The 20427-nt window shown below is 43.3% G+C and carries 15 protein-coding genes; 10 read left to right on the forward strand and 5 right to left on the reverse strand.

The features are described from left to right. Positions 1 to 9: 9 nt before the first annotated feature. Both CLOSA_RS07330 and CLOSA_RS07335 read right to left on the reverse strand, forming a co-directional pair. On the reverse strand, positions 10 to 834 hold the full coding sequence (locus CLOSA_RS07330) for a MerR family transcriptional regulator (protein WP_013272134.1): 825 nt from the start codon (positions 832 to 834) through the stop codon (positions 10 to 12). Positions 835 to 1064: 230 nt separating this feature from the next. After that, positions 1065 to 1766: a FadR/GntR family transcriptional regulator gene (locus CLOSA_RS07335; protein WP_013272135.1), complete on the reverse strand. Its 702-nt coding sequence runs from the start codon at positions 1764 to 1766 to the stop codon at positions 1065 to 1067. Between the two features lie 313 nt (positions 1767 to 2079). Here CLOSA_RS07335 and hypB point away from each other — a divergent pair, with 313 nt between their 5' ends. The 4 genes from hypB (at position 2080) to CLOSA_RS07355 (ending at position 7045) form a co-directional block, all read left to right on the forward strand. Continuing rightward, the gene (gene hypB, locus CLOSA_RS07340; RefSeq protein ID WP_013272136.1) at positions 2080 to 2748 is read left to right on the forward strand and encodes a hydrogenase nickel incorporation protein HypB; all 669 of its coding nucleotides are present in this window, start codon (positions 2080 to 2082) and stop codon (positions 2746 to 2748) included. Positions 2749 to 2818: 70 nt separating this feature from the next. Further along, the gene (locus tag CLOSA_RS07345) at positions 2819 to 5503 is read left to right on the forward strand and encodes an FAD-dependent oxidoreductase (RefSeq protein WP_041708551.1); all 2685 of its coding nucleotides are present in this window, start codon (positions 2819 to 2821) and stop codon (positions 5501 to 5503) included. Between the two features lie 15 nt (positions 5504 to 5518). Continuing rightward, a complete protein-coding gene (locus CLOSA_RS07350; protein ID WP_013272138.1) occupies positions 5519 to 5860 on the forward strand; it encodes a hydrogenase maturation nickel metallochaperone HypA in 342 nt (113 codons plus the stop codon). A 132-nt stretch (positions 5861 to 5992) separates the two neighbouring features. Next, positions 5993 to 7045, forward strand: a complete 1053-nt coding sequence (locus CLOSA_RS07355; RefSeq protein WP_013272139.1) for a DUF5692 family protein — start codon at positions 5993 to 5995, stop codon at positions 7043 to 7045. A gap of 55 nt (positions 7046 to 7100) precedes the next feature. Here CLOSA_RS07355 and CLOSA_RS07360 read toward each other — a convergent pair whose 3' ends face one another. Genes CLOSA_RS07360 through CLOSA_RS07370 form a run of 3 tightly spaced genes read right to left on the reverse strand, consistent with a single transcriptional unit; the run spans position 7101 to position 9900 of the window. Continuing rightward, positions 7101 to 8102 carry a glycosyltransferase gene (locus tag CLOSA_RS07360; RefSeq protein ID WP_013272140.1) on the reverse strand — a complete coding sequence of 334 codons (1002 nt, stop codon included), beginning with the start codon at positions 8100 to 8102 and terminating at the stop codon, positions 7101 to 7103. A gap of 14 nt (positions 8103 to 8116) precedes the next feature. Continuing rightward, positions 8117 to 8713, reverse strand: a complete 597-nt coding sequence (locus tag CLOSA_RS07365; RefSeq protein WP_013272141.1) for a TVP38/TMEM64 family protein — start codon at positions 8711 to 8713, stop codon at positions 8117 to 8119. Next, a complete protein-coding gene (locus CLOSA_RS07370; protein WP_013272142.1) occupies positions 8710 to 9900 on the reverse strand; it encodes a glycosyltransferase family 4 protein in 1191 nt (396 codons plus the stop codon). Before CLOSA_RS07370 ends, CLOSA_RS07365 begins: the two co-directional genes overlap by 4 nt. A 469-nt stretch (positions 9901 to 10369) precedes the next feature. Between CLOSA_RS07370 and CLOSA_RS07375 the strand changes: the two genes are divergently transcribed. The 6 genes from CLOSA_RS07375 to CLOSA_RS07400 all read left to right on the forward strand — a co-directional run bounded on the left by CLOSA_RS07375 (position 10370) and on the right by CLOSA_RS07400 (position 20358). Next, a complete protein-coding gene (locus CLOSA_RS07375; RefSeq protein WP_013272143.1) occupies positions 10370 to 11893 on the forward strand; it encodes a Y-family DNA polymerase in 1524 nt (507 codons plus the stop codon). Next, positions 11890 to 12327 (forward strand): hypothetical protein, encoded by a 438-nt coding sequence (locus CLOSA_RS07380; RefSeq protein ID WP_013272144.1) that lies wholly within the window; start codon positions 11890 to 11892, stop codon positions 12325 to 12327. Before CLOSA_RS07375 ends, CLOSA_RS07380 begins: the two co-directional genes overlap by 4 nt. A 782-nt stretch (positions 12328 to 13109) precedes the next feature. Further along, a complete protein-coding gene (locus tag CLOSA_RS21705; protein WP_157669005.1) occupies positions 13110 to 16676 on the forward strand; it encodes a hypothetical protein in 3567 nt (1188 codons plus the stop codon). Between the two features lie 285 nt (positions 16677 to 16961). Further along, positions 16962 to 18782, forward strand: coding sequence for a sensor histidine kinase (locus CLOSA_RS21710; RefSeq protein ID WP_166431299.1), 1821 nt, complete (start codon positions 16962 to 16964; stop codon positions 18780 to 18782). A gap of 1 nt (position 18783) precedes the next feature. Further along, positions 18784 to 19515 (forward strand): LytR/AlgR family response regulator transcription factor, encoded by a 732-nt coding sequence (locus CLOSA_RS07395; RefSeq protein WP_013272147.1) that lies wholly within the window; start codon positions 18784 to 18786, stop codon positions 19513 to 19515. Positions 19516 to 19689: 174 nt separating this feature from the next. Further along, entirely contained in the window at positions 19690 to 20358 is a 669-nt protein-coding gene (locus CLOSA_RS07400; protein WP_013272148.1) for a hypothetical protein, read from the forward strand. Positions 20359 to 20427 lie beyond the last annotated feature (69 nt).

Consider the following 20427-nt stretch of genomic DNA (forward strand, 5'->3'; position numbering starts at 1 on the left):
AAAATATAGTTATAGTTCAATCAAAGGAATTTGAATTTCTGTTAAATATTCTTCCGGGTTGTCCGTATCCAGATGATCAATGATAGTAACCTGACGGGAGGTAGTGTCCATTGCATAGGGCTGGTTTTTATCAAGCCAGTCCGCAAAGGAACGGTAAGCAGCTGCAATGTTCTCATAGGGGCCGTAAACCATCATGCAGGCCATTTTGTCAACCGGGTCTAGGGTACGGTAAGTAAAAGCATCTTTGTTATTACCCAAACGCTTCACGAACAGACAGACCTCAATATCCACGCTGGAATCCAAGTGTTCCTCATCATGATAGACTGCCACATTGTTCTGGCTGCTCCGGTCATAGTCTATATGCTCCTGTCCTACAAACTCCATAAGCTCAGCCCAGAGCTTTCCTTCCTCAAAGTGGTTATCCATTTTTCTGCGGAGGGATATCACGGGATAGGAAGGTATGGATTTAATCGTTACATTATAATATTGATCAAATTTATCTGCTTCAATGTGTGAGATTGAGGAACGAATCTGACCGATGCGTTTTTTCTCCACCGTAATGTGTTCTTCTAGTTCTTGAATTTTATCTTGCAGGCATTGAATTAAGAACTGGTCATTCCAATTCTGCAGTAATTCCTTTGTTTCAGCTACTCCGAAATTAAGATCACGAAGTAAAACGATTTTCTGCAATTCGGGAACTTGTACCGCCGAATACATACGGTATCCCGTTACAGGGTCTGTCACTGAGGGCTTTAGTAAGCCTTGATTATCGTAGTAACGGAGCATCCGCACAGAAACATGGGTAAGTTTTGAAAAATCACCGATTTTTAACATCTGTTCACCTCCATATTACAATTATACGTATTGTTTTATCATACATCAAGTTTGAAAAAGAGTCATTTGAGGTAATTGAATAACAATAACATGTTTCGAAGTAGGAGATAAATTCTAAAATTGTACTGACAGAAAGAACAGAAAAATCAATACGAAGTATAAAAAATCCGAGGTTTATCCTCGGATTATTTTTAGGAGAAAGTAATAGACAATATCTCATTTATCTTCACTTAATATATCTGATGCCCTCCTTCCAGGGCTTCATCCAGCTGTTTATCGGTACACCTTCTTGCCGCTTCCGCATCACGCTCTTTGATGCATTTATAGAGACAAAGTACGCTGTCATACAGTGCCTCTTTCCCGTAACGCAGACAAAAACGCTTCCAAAGCTGTGTTACAACCGGCTTAAAAGATATATAAATTAAAGGGATAATACTGTTTCCGCTGATAACGGAAAGTCTGTGATGAAAAGAAAAGGTGGCTGAGACCGTATCTTCTATCGAAGCGGCATCCGCAACTTCCTCTAATAATCCTTCCAATCCTAGAATATCCTCATTGGATGCATTCTTTATAATCGAATCCGTTGCCAGATGCTCCAATGCCCGGCGTACTTCAAGTATGGAGTAAATTTCTGCTTGCCCAAGTGTATCTCCGTGATATTCCATAATGGCATTTAAGGTATTGATATTTCCGTTCTTGCCGAAATCCGCTACAAATACCCCCTGCCTTGGGTGCACTTCCAAAAAACCCTGTTTTTCAAGTTCTGCAAACCCACTGTTAACCACTGCACGGCTTACCTGCATCTGCCTTGCAATCTCCCTTTCAGGAGGTAATTTGCTTCCAACCGGGATATGCCCTGATAAAATCATGTCACGAATCTGACATATAAACATTTCTTTTAAACTCAAAGCACTAAGTTTCTGAAATTCCATATTTCCCCCTCGTTCTGGCTCTGGTCATACCAGAAATCAATACTATTTTATCATACATTCTAACTAAAAATCAACAAATAAATATGTAATAATGCCAATTATTTTTTGCATTATTGCTAATTTGTATCAAATATTTTATAATTATATTGTTAAAAAATAAACTAAGCCATGCACCTGGCTGAACCAGGACTCTTAGGAGAAGTATTCCTGCATCTTGATGGATGAAAGACCTCTGAAGAAAAGGAAAATGCCAAAAATGATGGTTAAGACAACCGAAGACAGTAAATAGAATGGAAAGAGAGGAGCGCGACACATGGAAGATTTTAAAGTTCTTGAGATAAAAACAAGTGTCTTTGCTGACAACAACATGCAAGCCGGTAAGCTTCGTGAAGAATTAAAGGAGAAAAAGGTCTTCCTTCTTAATCTGATGTCCAGTCCCGGTGCCGGGAAGACCACCACCCTGACCCGTACGATTCATGCCCTGAAGAAGGACCTTAACATCGGCGTTATGGAAGCGGATATTGATTCTGACGTAGATGCCCGCACCATTCAGCAAACTGGTGCAAAGGCGATCCAGCTACATACCGGCGGTATGTGCCATCTGGATGCGGAAATGACCCGCCAGGGGCTAGAGGGTCTTGGTACAGACGGGCTTGATCTTGTAATATTAGAAAATGTGGGCAACCTGGTCTGTCCTGCTGAATTTGACACCGGAGCAGTAAAAAATGCCATGATCCTCTCAATACCGGAAGGAGACGACAAACCTCTTAAATATCCGCTGATGTTTTCTATTTGCGATGTGATACTGATCAATAAGATGGATGTAATGCCGTACTTTAATTTTGATATGGAAAAATGCAAAGCTAATATTCGTCTTCGTAATCCCAACGCAATAATCATTCCCATCAGTGCTTTAAAAGAGGAAGGGATTAAGGAATGGACCGACTGGTTAAGCAATGCAGTAAAATCCTGGTGTGAATAACATAGGTATCATTATCATATAAAGGTATTCATTACTTCAAATGCGCAAAACAAGTGCGGGAAAGGAAATTATGAGTGAATTAAGACCTAAAATTGTAAGACTGGCAAAGATGGTAGGCGGTATTGCCGGAGCCATGAACAAAATTAATGAAAATTCTCCCGAATACTACGCTCTAAACGGTGTTGTAACAGATGACATGGCTGATATTGCTATGATTATCGGGCTGCGTAAGCCCCGTACCTTCGAGTATGTCGCCAAACGCTCCGGAAAGAGTGAAAAAGAGACAAAGGCCCTCTTAGAGCAGCTGGCCTACACAGGTGTCGCCAAAGTATGGAAGGATAAGGAAGATCATAAAGAACGGTTTTTTGTGAATATCTTTGCCCCCGGTATGTTAGAAATGATGGTGAATAACCGGGAACAGCTTAACGAACATCCGGAAATCGGCAAAGCCTTTGAAGAATATACCAGACTGCGTCTTGCGCCTATGGCAGCAAAATTTCCGCAAGGCATGGCAATGATGCGTGTTATTCCGGTAGAAGAGGCCATTAAGGATATCCCCGGTACAAAACCCTGGGAACGTCTTTCTTACTATCTGGATAAATATGATACATTTTCGGTATCTGACTGTTCCTGCCGCCAGTCACGCCGTGTACTGGATGAGGGCTGCGGTCATCTGGAAAAAGATATTTGTATCCAGATGGGGGAGGGTGCCGAATATTACATAAAAACAGGCAGAGGACGCCAGATTTCACGGGAAGAAGCGAAAGAAATTATTAAATTTGCAGAGAATAACGGCCTGATGCATGAAATGCCCCATACCGACGGACTTGGTGAATCAGCGGCCATCTGCAACTGCTGTGGATGCTCCTGCTTCTCCCTGCGTCTTGCAACCCTTTTTAATACACCGGATTCCATACGTTCCAACTTCACTGCCAATGTAAAAAAGGAAAACTGTGTTGCCTGCGGACAGTGTGTGGAAAATTGTCCGGTAAATGCTTTAACGCTTGGCCAAAAGCTCTGCTCCAAAACACCGGTTGCCATAAAGCCAGAACCTACCGCACGTGACCATATCTGGAGAGAAAGCAACTGGAATGTGGATTACCGGGAGAACCGTAAAGATGTTGCAGAAGAGGGTACCTCTCCCTGCAAGACTGCCTGTCCGGCTCATATTTCCGTGCAGGGCTACATAAAGCTTGCTGCTTCCGGCCGTTACCACGAAGCATTGGAGCTGATAAAGAAAGAAAATCCTTTCCCTGCTGTCTGCGGACGGATCTGCCCTCATGGCTGTGAAAGCGAGTGCACCCGCGGAGATATTGATGAACCGGTTTCCATCGATGAAATCAAAAAGTTTATTGCGGATAAAGAGCTGGATGGTTCGATCCGCTATATCCCGCCTATGCGTTATCACCTTGGAAATAAAATCGCAGTGGTCGGCTCCGGTCCTTCCGGTCTTTCCTGTGCCTATTACCTTGCTATTGATGGTTATCAGGTAACCGTATTTGAAAAGGAAGGAAAACTTGGCGGTATGCTTACCCTTGGGATTCCCTCCTTCCGCTTAGAAAAGGAGGTTCTTAATGCGGAAATAGACGTTCTGCGTGAAATGGGTGTTGCCTTTCAGACCGGAATTGAAGTCGGAAAAGATATTACTCTTCAAGAACTTCGGAAAGAGGGGTACGAAGCCTTCTATCTGGCAATCGGCGCACAGGGGGGCAGAAGTCTTGGCATTGAAGGCGAGGACGCTGAAGGTGTTATCTCCGGCGTTGATTTCCTTCGCAATGTAAACCTTGGAAGAAAGGCGGAGCTTTCCGGTAATGTCGTTGTGATCGGCGGCGGAAATGTAGCCATTGATGTAGCCCGTACAGGGGTCAGACAGGGGGCTTCTGCTGTCAATCTTTACTGTCTGGAAAGTCCCGGTGAAATGCCGGCATTACCGGAGGAGATTGCAGAGGCTGAGGAAGATAACGTTTCCTTTCATAATGGCTGGGGCCCTAAGCGCATCCTGACAGAAGACGGAAAGGTAACCGGGGTGGAATTTAAGCGATGCATCAGTGTATTCGATGAAGACCATCGCTTCGCTCCGAAGTACGATGAAAATGATACGATCACCGTGGAAGCGGATACCGTACTGCTTTCCATTGGCCAGTCCATTGAGTGGGGCGGACTTCTCTCAGACAGTAAGGTGGAGCTTGGACGCGGCGGTACTGCCAAAGCGGACAGTCTGACCTTACAGACTTCGGAACCGGACGTTTTTGTCGGCGGTGACTGTTTTACCGGACCTCAATTTGCGATCCATGCCATTGCAGCCGGAAAAGAAGGCGCAATCTCGATTCACCGTTATGTACAGCCGGGACAGTCTCTTGTCTTTGGCCGTGACCGCCGGGAATACCATGCGTTTGATAAAAATAATGTTGCCATCGGATTACAGGATTTTGATACAACTCCCCGCCAGAGACCAGGTCATTCTCCTGAGAAAAAAGGCAGCTTCTATGATGAACGGTTGACCTTCACCGAGGAACAGTTAAAGAAAGAGACGGAACGCTGCCTTGGCTGCGGTGCGGTAGAAATCGACCGTTATATGTGTATTGGCTGCGGCATGTGCACGACCAAATGCAAATTTGATGCCATTCATTTAGAGCGCACCTATAACACGGTTCCCAATACCTATGAAAAACTTCCTGTCAAGATTGCCGCCAACGCCATTGTTCGAACCGGAAAGATTGCTGCAACCACCCTCAAAGAAAGCGTTGGCAGATGAAAAGGAGAGGCAACCATGCATGAGCTTGGTGTATTAAACTCTATGGTCCACACCATTGAACGTATCGTAAAAGAGCAGAATATAACAGAGGTCCATAAGCTTGTCATCGAAGTCGGCGAGCTTTCCGGTATCGTGCCCAGATACTTAGAGCAAAGCTGGCCTGCTGCCTCCTATAAGACTTTTATGGAAAAAACAGAGCTGGAACTTATTGTCATTCCCGGTATTGTGAAATGCAAAGGCTGCGGCAGGGTATTTAATGCCGTCTACAGTGATTTAAATTGCCCTGACTGCGGCAGTATGGATATGGAAATCCTGGAGGGCGATGACATGATTATTAAGGAAATCGTGTGCTACTAAAGGATTCCGCCAATGAAGCGTCGGAGGCTTTGGAAGAAGGAATCGCCAGTTAAAAGTCAAAGGAAAATGTCAGAATGTTCTCATGAATTTAATATGAAAGAATGGAAGCGTGTGAAACAAGGAGGAATGGGTATGTTTGTGTTTTCAGAAAGTGTTCCGACAATATTGGTGTTACTGGTATGGCTTGGGGTGTTTCTGTCGTTGTTTGCCGCAAATGAATTGAGCCGCCGTTTTAAATGGGTGGGGTTTGGCTGCTTTGTTGTACTTCCGGTTGTTTTAACCGTTTTATGGGTGACGGCATTAAAGGATACTTCTTATATGGACTGGTTTCATCTGGCAAAGGTTTATTCTTCTACGGCAGGGTGTATCGGTTTTTGGTGTATCCGTCATATGAAAAAGCTGCAGCATAATAAAATAGCGTTGTGTTTCCCGCCGTTAATTCTGGCGGTCAATATCCTGGAAGCGTGTTTCCGTGATTTTGAAGTAAGCCGGTATGTGGCACCGGTTATGGAGTATAGGAACAATCAGGTTCAGTACTATATCGGCGGTTCATGGAATGTCATGAACGGGATTGCTGGTCTTTTGAATATTGTGACTATTACAGGCTGGTTTGGAATCTGTATCCGAAAGAAGACCAGTAAGGATAAAAGCCAGGATATGCTTTGGCCTGATATGATGTGGTTCTGGATTATCGCTTATGATTTATGGAATTTTGCTTATACCTATAACTGCCTTCCGACTCATGCATGGTATTGCGGATTAGCACTTTTACTGGCCCCTACCATATGTGCATTTACAGTGGGCAAGGGGGCATGGCTGCAGCATCGTGCCCAGACGCTGGCACTGTGGTGTATGTTTGCCCAGACGTTTCCGGTATTTCAGGATGCCAGCCGTTTTCTGGTGCATTCCCGGTCCAGTAAGGCGATTGCAGTAGCAGCGATACGGGAAGGTATGCTTTCTCCAGACGGGTATACGGTATTGACCAGAACAGGAATCCAGCCGGTGACAGGGGTTTCACCGGATACTACTTTTTTATTTGTTATAAGTTTGCTGGCTCTCCTTGCAAATATCGGAGTATTTGTCTATATGATTCACAGAATGCATAAGACAAAGAGAAATCCGTATACCGGGGAACTGTATACGGATCATAAGAAGTATCAGGAGATTAAGGCTTTGGCAGAGTAAATTTAATGTATGGAAGGGCTGTTGTGAAATCTAAATTTGCAACAGCCATTTTCTATTACAGAATCTTTTCCTTTTGATATATTTTTATAAGCTTTTCACCCACCGCAGTCAGATTGCGTTCCTGTGCAATGCGAAGACCGCAAGCTGTAAGGTCAGGCAAAGTGCCATCTAATATTCCGGCTGCTTTCTCGGCAAATTGCTTGAAATCTTTCGCTTTGTAGATGTTTTTTCCATCATCCAACCATCCTTTATAGACAGGAATATCCCGGACAAGAACAGGTATGCCGCAGGCGAGAGCTTCCAGCACAACAATTCCTTCGGTCTCTTCATAGGAGAAAAAGGTGAACAGGTCACAGCCGCAATAGGCATCCCGGAGTTCAGCCCGCCCGATATATCCGGGGAAACTCAAATTTTCAGGAGCGTTTTTCATCGCGGATTGGATGTGCTCTGGCACAAGATTCAGGTTTGTATATCCAAACCAAAAGAAGCGTACCTTTGGCATGCTTCGGGCAAGCTCTATAAAATCTAGAAGGCCCTTGCGCTCAATATAATGGCCAACGGAGATAACCGCTTTATCGGAAGGAAAGAGATGGTATTTTGCCCGAAAAGCGGTACGCCTTACCGGACTGGACGCAAAATAGTCCGTGTCAATTCCATTGGACAGGCTATATATCGGGGTTTTGATTCCATAACTTTTAAGCAGCATTTTTGAGTAGGCCGTGGGAGTTATAATAACATCCCCCATTTCATAACAGTGGATGATCCACCGTTTAAACAAGGGGGCGAAAATATTAGAGCCTTTAAATGAATTTCTAAAATCTTCCATGGTGGAATGCCCGTAATAAATAATTTTCATGTGCCGCTTACGGGCCAGCCATGCCGCAGCGAAAGAATCGGGAAATACGGTATTGATATGCACAACCGAAGCGGATTTTGTGAGTTTAGTTGTTGTCTGAAAGCCGATGCGCTCCAGCATGGCCCTTTGGTGTAAGATTGCCCGGCCGATACCGCTTTTTTGTACCAGCGAAAAGCAACCGGAATATAAGGTGATAAGCATTAAGAACTCCTTTCTTAAAGCACGCTCGATGCGATAGTCTGTAAAATTACATTGAGCCCCAAACTATAAAGGGTAATTGAGAACGGTTTGCCAAGCAGAATAATAGCCGTGAATTTGTTCCAGCTCAACGTCGTGGTCCCGGCCAAGTAACACAAAAAGTCATCGGGAGCTACCGGAAAAAAGATTGCAATGGCAAACCATTTTGCAAATTGGCTTTCTTTGTTTGTCCATGACTCATATTTCGTAATTAACTTCTCATTAAAAAGGGCATGTATAACAGGCTTTCCCAGAGTTCGGGCAATGGCGAACGCCGCAAGAGAACCAATGCATATGCCGAGGTAATTGTACAGAAAGCCAAACCAAGGTCCAAAAAACAAGACACCTGCAAGACAGCCAAGTCCGCCAGGAAGAATGGGAATGACGACCTGAACGGCTTGGAAGGCAATAAAAACCAATGCGCTTAAGGCGCCAAAGCCGGCAAGGTATTCCTGGAGAGCCTCAATGGAAGTAAAGAGGTTATTATGAATGGCGTATACTGAAAAAACGATGCAGATCAAAAGGCTGATGGCAGAAATAATGCCCATGGATTTTTTGACGGATCTCATTTTCATGACAATGCCTTCTGACGGGTGATTTTCCAACTTTCGGAATAATCCCGTATCACATCAAAGTAGATATGCTCGACTTTTTCGGCAAATGTTACGGAGGAAAACATCTGATGAGCCAATCCGGCAGCATTTATTTTCATGTTTTTTTGTACTTTGGTGTCAGCAAAGAAAAAATTCAGTTTATCGAAAAATTCATTTTCATTCTCATATTGCCAGCCATTGGATCCATTTAATATGACACCGTCCAGACATTTGTCTTTCCGGCAAAGCGCCGGCAGACCGGAAGCCAAGGCTTCAATGTACGTAAGCCCTTGGCTCTCGCTGGAAGAAGCGCTGAGAAACAGATCCCCAAGATGATAGTAATCGTTGACCTGCTCCGGGGGAATCATACCCGTAAACTGAACAGAATTCCGAATACCAAGTTCCAATGATAAGTGTTCCAAGTTATCACGATAAGGGCCGTCGCCGACGATTAAAAAGGTCACCTGCGGGATATTGCATTTGGCGTAATATTGAAGAAGTTCCTCAAGGTTCTTTTCTTTTGCAAGGCGTCCGACATAGAGCAAAATCCGGTTTTCACAAGGAATGCCGAGTTGTTTTTTGATATCCAGGCATCTTTGGGGAGAGGGGGATTTTGAGAATTGTGCTATATCAATTCCCGTCGGAGCCACATAGATGTTTTGGTTAATACCATATCCGTTTAATAAAGACTGCACTTTTTCCGTGGGAGCAATCACGCCTGCCGTTTGCCGGATGACCCAGCGCGACAACGAGGCAACCATGAGATGTCCCCATTTTTTATTTGGCAGGCAATAATGGGTGTAGTCCTCATAAATGGTGTGGTATGAGTGGATAATCGGTATATTCAAGCTTTTAGAAATCCGCCGGGCAATAAGGAAGGTGGAGAATTCACAGTGAGAGTGGATAATATTTGGCTGCCAATTAATAAGATCTTGCACGAAGCTGCTGAATAAAGCTGTCTTTATACGGGCACCGGGATAGATAACTCCTGCCCCTGCGGAGCCAATGTATGTCACACCATCCGCTTCAAAGGAATGAACGGTCTGTGACAAGGTAAGCACACGGACATCGTGTCCGCGCTGCATAAGCTCTTTTCGTAAATTTAACACGGAAGTCACCACTCCGTTGATGGTTGGCTCATACCAGTCTGTTGTAATTAATATTTTCATAAATGAGTTTTCCTTTCTGATAAGATGGAAAATCGTCTGCCGTCCGGTAACAAAGCCAGTCCAGGCAAACCGTTTAAAATCAACGGAAACTATGGGTAAAATATCAGAGGACTATATCTTAAATCCATATCCTTAATGAAGACGATATTCAATTCTTATAGTTTTCTAAAATAAATATTTACATTTCATAATCAATGATTTGTTGAGTGCTTTGCATGAAAGGAAGGAAAGTATGAAAACAGTTTTTTGGAAGACAATAAAATTGGATTGCTTTTCCACTGGGTTCCAGTCGGCCAGTGAAAGTTTATGTGTACAAATCTTGTATACAGTGACAAAGCCACCTTTTAGATATAGCATTGAATCAATAAATGAAATATTCCATGCTATATTTTATTGAAATATTTGCTATAATTAATAACAACGGAAGTTGCCGGGCAGATATTTTTAAGGAGGCAAACGGAGAATAAGAATGAAGAACAGGACCTATATCGCTATTGATTTAAAATCCTTCTATGCTTCGGTCGAGTGTGTGGAACGGGGGCTCGATCCGCTTACCACCAATCTAGTAGTCGCTGATGCAAGCCGTACCGAAAAAACCATTTGTCTCGCCGTCTCGCCCTCCCTTAAAGCATACGGCATTCCCGGCAGAGCCAGGCTGTTTGAGGTTGTACAGAAGGTTAGGGAAGTAAATGCAGCGCGATTACGCAAAGCACCAGGACGGACCTTTTCCGGTGCCTCTTTCAGCGATACTGAATTGAAATCCGCACCGGGTATCTCGCTGGACTATATCATTGCACCGCCGAGAATGGCGTATTATATCGAGTACAGCACACGGATTTACAATATCTATTTGAAGTACATTGCGCCCGAAGATATTCATGTCTACTCCATTGACGAGGTATTCATGGATGCCACCGATTATCTGAATACCTATAATCTTTCCGCCCGTGAGCTTGCCACGAGAATAATACTGGATGTTCTGGCAATGACAGGCGTTACTGCAACCGCGGGGATTGGCACAAACCTGTATCTTTGCAAGATCGCTTTGGATATTCAGGCGAAACGTATTCCGTCGGATCAAAACGGCGTACAGATTGCTGAATTGGACGAAATGAGCTATCGTCACTTGCTTTGGTCACACCGGCCTCTAACAGACTTTTGGCGCGTTGGCAAAGGATATGCCAGGAAGCTGGAAGAACAAGGTCTCTTCACGATGGGAGATATTGCAAGATGCTCTCTCGGTAAGCCCACCGATTATTACAACGAAGATCTGCTGTACAAGCTGTTTGGTATCCATGCGGAGCTGTTGATAGACCATGCGTGGGGGTGGGAGCCATGCACGATTGCCCATATTAAAGCGTATAAGCCGAGCTCAAACAGCATTGGATCGGGGCAGGTACTGCAAAGTGCCTATACCTTTGATAAAGCAAAGCTGATCGTATGGGAAATGACGGATCTGCTGGTACTTGATTTGGTGGATAAAAAGCTTGTGACCAACCAGCTTGTTTTAACGGTCGGATATGATATTGAAAATCTGACAAACCCGAAGATAAAGAAATTATATCATGGGGCAATTACCACTGACCACTACGGACGGGCCGTTCCGAAATCTGCCCATGGTACGGCAAATCTTGACAGACAGACTTCTTCTGCAAAATTAATTCTGAATGCTGTCACAGAGCTGTTTGAACGCATTGTTGATAAAAATCTTCTGATCAGGAGAGTCAATATCACAGCGAATCATGTTGTTGATGAGGCAGCCGTTCAAAAGGAGGATAGCTTTGAACAGCTCGATCTCTTTACTGACTATGCGGCTGTGCAGGCGGAAAAAGAGGCGGAAGAAGCGGAGCTTGCACGAGAAAAAAGTATTCAGAAAGCAATGCTGGAGATAAAAAAGAAATACGGCAAGAACGCCATTCTTAAGGGTATGAATCTGGAGGAAGGAGCTACCACGGTAGATCGGAATAAGCAGATAGGAGGGCACAAGGCATGACAAAGGCATATGACGATATTATTTATCTGCCGCACCATGTTTCTACGGCACACCCTCATATGGCATCCATTGACCGGGCAGCCCAGTTTTCCCCTTTTGCTGCACTGACCGGCTATGATGCCGCCATTAAAGAAACAGAAAGACTGACGGAAGAAAGGATAGAATTGGACGAATCCATGAAGGACGCTTTGAGCTATAAGCTGCAAATCATAGCAGACAGGCTTAATGAGCATCCCGAGATCGCAATCACCTACTTTCTGCCGGATGCGAAGAAGAATGGCGGTGCCTATGTTACTGCTGTCAGCTCGGCGAAAAAGATAGACGGATATGAACGGGTTGTTGTTATGACTGATGGGAAAGTGATCCCCATTGATGAAATAATCAGCATAGATGGACCGATATTCGAAACTGTGGTGCTCCCGCATCTTGAATGAAATGAATATTTCTTGGATACCAGACGGTTAAGGACGGCATCATGTTTACTTCAATAGGGGAAGTGCTGAGTTTTTAATTATATAGGTATACGCAGGGCTCCATTGACCTGGTCATTGCAGCTTTTTTTTAAAGTCAAAATTAATTTCGGGTTCTCAGACTGCTGTATGCGGTATGATAGAGTATCAAAAACGGACTTAAGAAACAATATGGAGAGAGTGATGTTATGTTTCAAAAAAGAAAGAAACGTTTTTTTAGCGGCATACTCATTGCGGCGGTGCTAATGTCTGCAATTCCTGTAAGCGTATATGCAGAGACCGGGCAAAAATTAAGTTTAGAGGACCAGGACGCAAAGTCAGTTTCGGGTTGGGTTGGTGAGATTGATCGTGGAAGTGATTTTGATTTTTATGGAGTGGTGCCATCATCTGATTGGTATCAAAACAATAATGCTGAATTTGTGTTATGTAGTTCGCCAACAGATTCTGTTGATGGAGTAACAGATGTAATTGAATATAACCCATATTATAAAACTAAAGATAACAGCAAGGGTAAAATATATAAAGATTATCCGCTTGATGTCCCAGGCTATTATAGCCTGTCAGCCTTTTGTGATATATCACTGCAATCACCTAATGATATAGGAAAGTTGAATATTGAAGCGTATGATAATACCACAGGGACTGGTGAGCCGGTTAATAGCAGTTCATCGGCTTCAGCTATATTCAAATCAGGAGAATGGGATACTGTTTCAATTAAAAATTTCCACATGACGTCACGGGTGAAAATGATTCGGATAGTTTTAGAGGCATCAGCGGATCCGATTGATGAAAACAATTATATTGATTTTGACGGACTTAGTGTTTTATTTACCCAGGTTGCCGCCCCTCCGATTATCAGTCATCTTGATGGAGATACCGTAACATTTACAGAAGGCAGTTTTGCGGTACCACTTGATAAAGACAGCAACGTTACTGCAAAGGTGGATACTGATTTCGGCAGAACCTATGCCGGCGGTTCCATTACTGCATCCATAACAAATAACGGTGTAGCAGCTGAAGATGTGCTGGAACTTGCTCAAACAGGGGGAATTACACTGTCTGGAGGCACTGTTTTCTATAGCGGAACGTCAATCGGCGCGTATTCAGGAGGAACTTCAGGAACAGCTCTAACCATTTTATTGAATTCAAATGCCAATGATACCAGTGCCGCAGCATTAATAAAAGCAATCACCTACAAAAACACCAACACATTAAAACCCAACACAAACCCGAGAACAGTAATGATATCTGCATCAGACAGCACCAATGCATCAGAACCGGTCCATACAACGGTTCATGTACAAAGTGTGAACTATGCTCCAGTCAGAAAAAGCGGGGTGGGAGAATCTGTATCAGCCAGCTTACCAGTAAAAACCTCATATTCCCTGGACTTAAGTACCATATTTGAAGACCCAGACATAGATCCCCTGTCCTACAAGATAAAGGTAAACAACGGCAATGAACAGACAACAACAAGGAATTATACTTTTACGCCTGCTACCGCAGGCACATATACCATTGTTTTTACCGCCAATGACGGATCTGTGGACTCCATAGATACCTATACGGTGACGCTTACGGCAGTCAATACAGCTCCAGTCAGAAAAAGCGGGGTGGAAGCTTCCACATCAATAAACATGACCGTCAATACTGAATATTCCATTGATTTAAGTACAATTTTTCAGGACGCAGATGACGATCCCTTAACTTATAAGGTAAGAGTAAATGATGAACCAGAATGTTCTATAGGTAAGAACACTGCTTTTACTCCAGATGTTGTTGGAACGTATAAAATGGTATATAAAGCCAATGACGGGACGGTAGATTCGGTAGATACCTACACCGTAACACTGAATGTCAAAGCAGCCAATACGCCTCCTGTAAGAAAATCCGGTGTCAATGAAACGGTGACAGACAGTGTGGCAGTTAAAAAGGCATACCCAATTATCCTGAATACCATTTTTGAAGATGCCGATCATGATACTTTAACCTATAAGGTAGCTATAAACGGAGGTGCGGAAGTAATTGCTGATGAGAGCTATTCCTATACTCCAACTGCTGTTGGAACAGACACACTGGTATTCCGGGCTAATGATGGAAATATAGATTCTACAGATACTTTTACGGTAACACTTATGGCAGTTAACACCCTCCCGGCAAGAAAAAGCGGAGTAGGGGAATCCGTATCTGGGAATGTGACATCCAATACCATATATTCTGTTGATTTAAGCCAGATATTTGAAGATGAGAACAAAGATCCTCTGACCTATAAAGTGAAAGTAAACGGCGGAACGGAAGAGACCGTTGGAAAGGATTATTCCTTTACCCCAACCGCTGCCGGAACGTATACACTGGTATTCAAGGCAAATGACGGGCATTCTGACTCTGCAGATATTTATACGGTAACCCTGAATGCGAAAGAACCCAACCGAGCACCAGTCCGAAAAAACGGTGTAATCGATATGGATACAATCATAGCCCCGGTCAATTTACAATTATCCATAAGCTTAGAGTCCTTTTTCGAGGATGCAGACGGTGATCCGCTGACTTACAAGGTTAAAATAGACGACCAGCCTGAAGTGGAGGTAAATAAACTCTTTCACTATCTGGTATCTACAGTAGGTACCCATACCTTGATATTTAAAGCAAATGACGGATTTGCAGATTCAACCGAAACTTATACGCTATACGTTACAGCAACAAAAGTTCCTGTCAGATCGATTGCAGCACCGGGTCCTGTAACAGGAATTACAAACGGTTCAGCAAAAACAGCTTCTTCACTGGGGCTGCCTGCAAACGTAAATATTAATACTGACATGGGGTTGAAAACGGCCGATGTAAGCTGGAACGTAGGAGCCAGCTCCTATGACCCGGATGAGAAGGCAGAGCAGACCTTTGAAGTGGAAGGAACCGTGAATCTCCCTGAGGAGGTATATAATCCTGACGGGATATCTCTGAACGTAACTATCAATGTAACCGTAAAAGCAGAAGAACTGGTGAACAAGGTTCTGGAGAGGATCTCTCCTCTGTCCCCTGTAACAGGAATCTTAAACGGCTCAGTGAAAACAGCCCCGGCACTGGGACTGCCTGCAAATGTCAGTCTTCAGACTGATCATGGAATCGTATCGGCCCATGTAACCTGGGACGTGGCAGGAAGCTCCTATGATCCGGGTCAGAAAACAGAGCAGACCTTCGAGATAAAAGGAACCGTGAGTATTCCGTCCGGAGTGATTAACCCCAACGGAATATCCCTGGATATAACAGTTGAAGTAACCGTTGATGCGGAGTCACTGACGGATAAAACTCTGGAAAAAATCTCCCCGATGTCTCCTGTAAAAATGATTGCAAACGGAACAGCCAAAACAGTCACTGCACTGGGGATTCCAGCCAGAGTCATGCTGGGGACCAATGCCGGAAACGTTTATGCAGATGTGATCTGGGATTTGGATTCCAGTTCCTATGATCCAAATATCAGGGATGAACAAACCTTTACCGTAGAAGGAACAGTAATTCTGCCAGATCACGTTATAAATCCTTTTGGAATCCCTCTGGAAATAAGGATTGAAGTAACAGTTCTGGAAGAACAGGAAGAACAGGAGTATTACACCCTTCGGATCCGGGTGACAAAAAGGCCTGACAAAGTCAGCTATATGCTGGGAGAAGACTTAGATACCCAGGGGCTTGAGGTAACCGAATACCAGAAAGCCAGTCCCTCCAATGCAGTCAGAAAAACAGTATTGTCAGAGGGACAGTATGATCTGGAATATGACCTTGCCAGAACAGGAACATGCAATGTTAAGGTAATTTATTACGGAACCGGCCGTGATGGGAATGAAAAAGAGTTTACAGATGAGTTCCCTGTTATGATAAAAGAACTGCCGAGAGATGACAGGAATGACGATGATGACAGGGAAATCACAAAACCCGTCAGGAAACGGCAAGGCGGGGACGATGACCATTATTACTCCGGAAGCTGGCATTCGGATGAAAATGGCTGGAGGTTTTCCGGAAAAGATGGAAGCAGTCCGGCGAACCGATGGGTGTACACCGACTGGAAGGGATCTAAGGACTGGTACTTCTTTGATGAAAAAGGCTATATGGTAACTGGCTGGTATGAATACAAAGGCAATATGTATTATCTAAATCCGGTCAGCGACGGCAAAAAAGGCTATATGTTTACCGGCTGGAACGTGATTGAAGGAAAATGGTATTATTTCAGTGAGACAGCAGATGAAACGAAAGGATCCATGCTTAAGGACACAATAACTCCCGATGGGTATCGGGTAGGTCCGGATGGGGCGCGGGTTTCATAGCCAAGGCAGACAAAAAGGAATTCCGATATGGGGTACATTGGTACTTCAGCGGAATTCCTTTTAGATTTGCTTAAAGCAAGCAGAACATGGAAGGCAGGTTAGTTTGTTAATCAATCGTGCATTTCTATTATTTTTACAATAGAAATTATATTTTTGCCTTGCCATATTTTCCCATAAAGAGTAAAATAGACAAAAATAAATGGAATTTGATGCATATAGGGTAAGAAATCAGAGGGAAAATGTAAGAACAGAATGAAAGAAAAACACAAAAAGAAGAGAAATGCCTTGCTTTTTTTAATTCTGTCAGTGTGTATCATATCAGGGCTGATCAGTTTCAGAAATCAATATGATTCCTATCCGATCTCAGACGGATTTTTGGACCTGTCCGAAGAGAATATGGAAGGAAAGGTCATCCGGTTAAATGGCATATGGCGGTTTTATGAAGGTACCTTTGAGGATAATGGCCCTCTGCCCTATGGCAGTCTGGAAGTTCCCGGAACCTGGCGGGGAAAAGTAATAAACGGAAAGAAGATGGATCAGCATGACATCGGGGTTTATGAGCTTCGCTTACGAGTTCCGTCTCCGGGAGATTACTGTATGAAGCTGAACTATATTTCCAGTGCATATGAGCTTTACATAAATGATACGAAGATTCTGGAAAATGGAAGAACCGGTACGGATAAGATGACGGAAATTCCAAGCTGGACACCTCAGTTTATTTACTTTCATGCAGATCATAAAGATATTGTAATCAAGCTTAAGGTTTCCAATTTTCACTGCAACAATGGGGGGATCGTACTTCCGCTTTATTTTGGAAGGCAGGCGCCCTTGTTTCGGTTCCACCTTCTTAATCTGGTAAAAAATATCGGGTTTATTGGAATCCTCACCGGAATGGCGTGCTATTTGTATGTTTTTAACTGGTGCTTAAATAAAAAAGCTCAGTCCGTATATCTCTGGATTTTCTGCGTTTCCGTTCTGGTTGCCTCTTCCATTATAGACGGTGAGAGCCTGGTCAGTGTTTTATCCTTTCTTACCATCAATGCAGTGCTGAAAATAGAGTACGTTTCCTTTATGGTACAGATTACAGCGATACAGTTTTTCCTGTGGAGTATGTACCCGGAGCTGGGAAGAACTCATCCGGTTCGCTTTTTAATAGTTATGGATTTTTTCTATACCGCCATTCTTCTTTGTCTGCCGGTCATGCCTGTTCTGTATGAGAATGTAGTTTTTATACCGGTTCTTTTTATCAATGCGCTCAATTATTTTTTGCTGATTGCCAAGGCTTTCCGGTTGAAAAAGCCAAATGCAGGCCCCATCTTTCTGGGCTATTGTACATTGATTGCGTCCTGCATCCTGCAGATAGTGGACATTCAGTACAATATTGATATAAAGTATTTAGGCGATATTAATTTCTACTATTTTGGCGTTCTTTTTTTCCTCCTTTGCCAGGGATATGTTCTGGCAGTCAATGTGGAAGATACCTACCGCCAGTCTGAACTTGCCCATGAGATGGAGATTGCCTCTTTACAGGCACAGATTTCCCCTCATTTTCTGTTTAATATTCTTCATAACATCTATAGCCTTATGGATACCAATGGGAAAATGGCAAAAAAACTGCTCATGTGTCTGTCTGATTTTTTAAGAGTAAAATACCGGTTTGATTACAGAACCTACACTCTTTATCAGTTAAGGGAAGAACTGGATCTGGTAAATGCATACGTGCAACTGGAGAATGTGAGAATGAATGATGCCCTAAAGCTTGTTATCGATGCACCCGACGAGCTTCTCTCCAATGATATTCTCCCGCTTACCCTGCAGCCCCTTGTGGAGAATTCCATTAAACACGGATACGACTCCGGGGAGCTGAATATCATGGTAACGATCAGACAGGCCGGAGATAGACTGGTAATCAGTGTAGAAGATGACGGAAGAGGAATCAGACCGGAGGTTTTGGAATCCATTAGCAGGATTGACGCAGGAAAAAGCGGTGTCGGGTTAAATAATATTAATTACCGGCTTAAAATATGTTTTGGCAGCAGGCTGGAAATTCAAAGCCTGTGGTTAAAGGGAACGAAAATCAGCTTTCAGATACCAAAGAGGGGGTAACATGCAGGTTGTTATAATTGATGATGAAAAAAATTCTATAGAATATTTAACAGAATTGCTGAAGAAAAAAGAGGAGTTTTCTTTGGCGGCTGCTTTTAATGATTCAATGGCTGGGTTTGCATATTTGCTGAAACATCCCTGCGATCTGTTGTTTCTGGACATTGATATGCCCGGAATCAACGGGATCTATATTGCGGAGCAGATCAGCAGTCTTTATCCAGATATCAGAATCTGTTTTGTAACTGCCCATAATGATTATGCAGTACAGGCTTTTGATCTGAATGCTGTAGATTACCTTTTAAAGCCTTACACGGAAGAACGGCTTTTCAAGTGCCTCAATAAATTGGTAAGTAAGGAAACCGGACAGGACGTGTACCAGGAAATCAGCGGACACTATGCATATAATCTGGATATGATCTGCGGTTTTAATGACGATGATATTGTTCTTATTCCGGCTTCTGATATATTTTACATAGAGGCAGTACAGGGGGCTTGTATGATCCATACCAGAAACGGCGTATTCCGGGGAAATAAAACACTGAATTTTTATGAGGAAAAGCTGAAGAAAGGTTCATTCTTCAGGACTCATAAATGTTATCTGGCCAATCTTGCCAAAGCAGAACGGTTTCGGCCGAGGATTAATTATACTTATGATATGTACTTTAAAGAGATACCCGATGTCATATTAGTCAGTAGAAATAAGGTAAAGGAACTGAAACTATATTTCAATTAATTACCGTATATCGCACTGATTCACAATATATGCCAAATTTTTGCATCTTGGGGAAAAAACGCCTTTGATGAATGAGATACAGATATAATGTAGCCAGCTGGTGAGCGAAAGCCAGCCGGCTTTTTTTGATGCAGAATAACAGACAGATCTCGTGTTGATAAAAGGGGAAATGAGATGGATCAGGGAAAAACAAAGCAGTGGTTGGATGATCATGGAGTAATTCTGGAGGAAAGCTTTTATACAGCCCTAAATAATCTTGCAAGAGTCTATCAGGAGACAAATGGCATAAGGCTTCTTGAGGATGTATATCTGATTCTGGGTGTTAAAAAACAGGCGGTCTCTTGGTGGAAGAATCATCCATACAGCACCCAGACAAGAGAATCCAAGAAGCGGGTGATTTATTCCTGTGCAAGAGTATTTAACTTAAATGCAGAGGAGGCTGAGCTTCTGGCCAATAAGGCGGGACTTTCCCTTTTCTACGATCATGATTTCTGCGGATATTTTCATCAGCTTCTTGCCGGTAAAAGAGGGAGATATAAATCCATCTGCGAAGCAGCCAATGTCAGTGAGAGAATGTTCCAATATATAAAGAGTAAGAAGAAGCCATCTAAGGAAACCTTACTGGCAATCGCCATATCACTGGGACTTGGAATTGATGAAATTCAGCTCCTTCTAAAAAAAGCGGGATATGTATTATCCGCATCTCTACCCAATGATGCAGTTGTTTACTGGTTTCTTTCCGGTGAAAGAAAGGCAGATGGAAATATTCCGGTTCTGTTTCATATCAATGAAGTTCTGGCAGATCTTAAGCTTCCCCTCCTTATGACCCGGTTGAAATGCTAAATCTACTGGACTGACTGCTGATTGCACGACTTTTGAGATTCAGGAGGAAAGGAGTATAGGATCATACTC

It is taken from the genome of [Clostridium] saccharolyticum WM1, from assembly GCF_000144625.1.
GTDB classification, from domain to species: domain Bacteria; phylum Bacillota; class Clostridia; order Lachnospirales; family Lachnospiraceae; genus Lacrimispora; species Lacrimispora saccharolytica.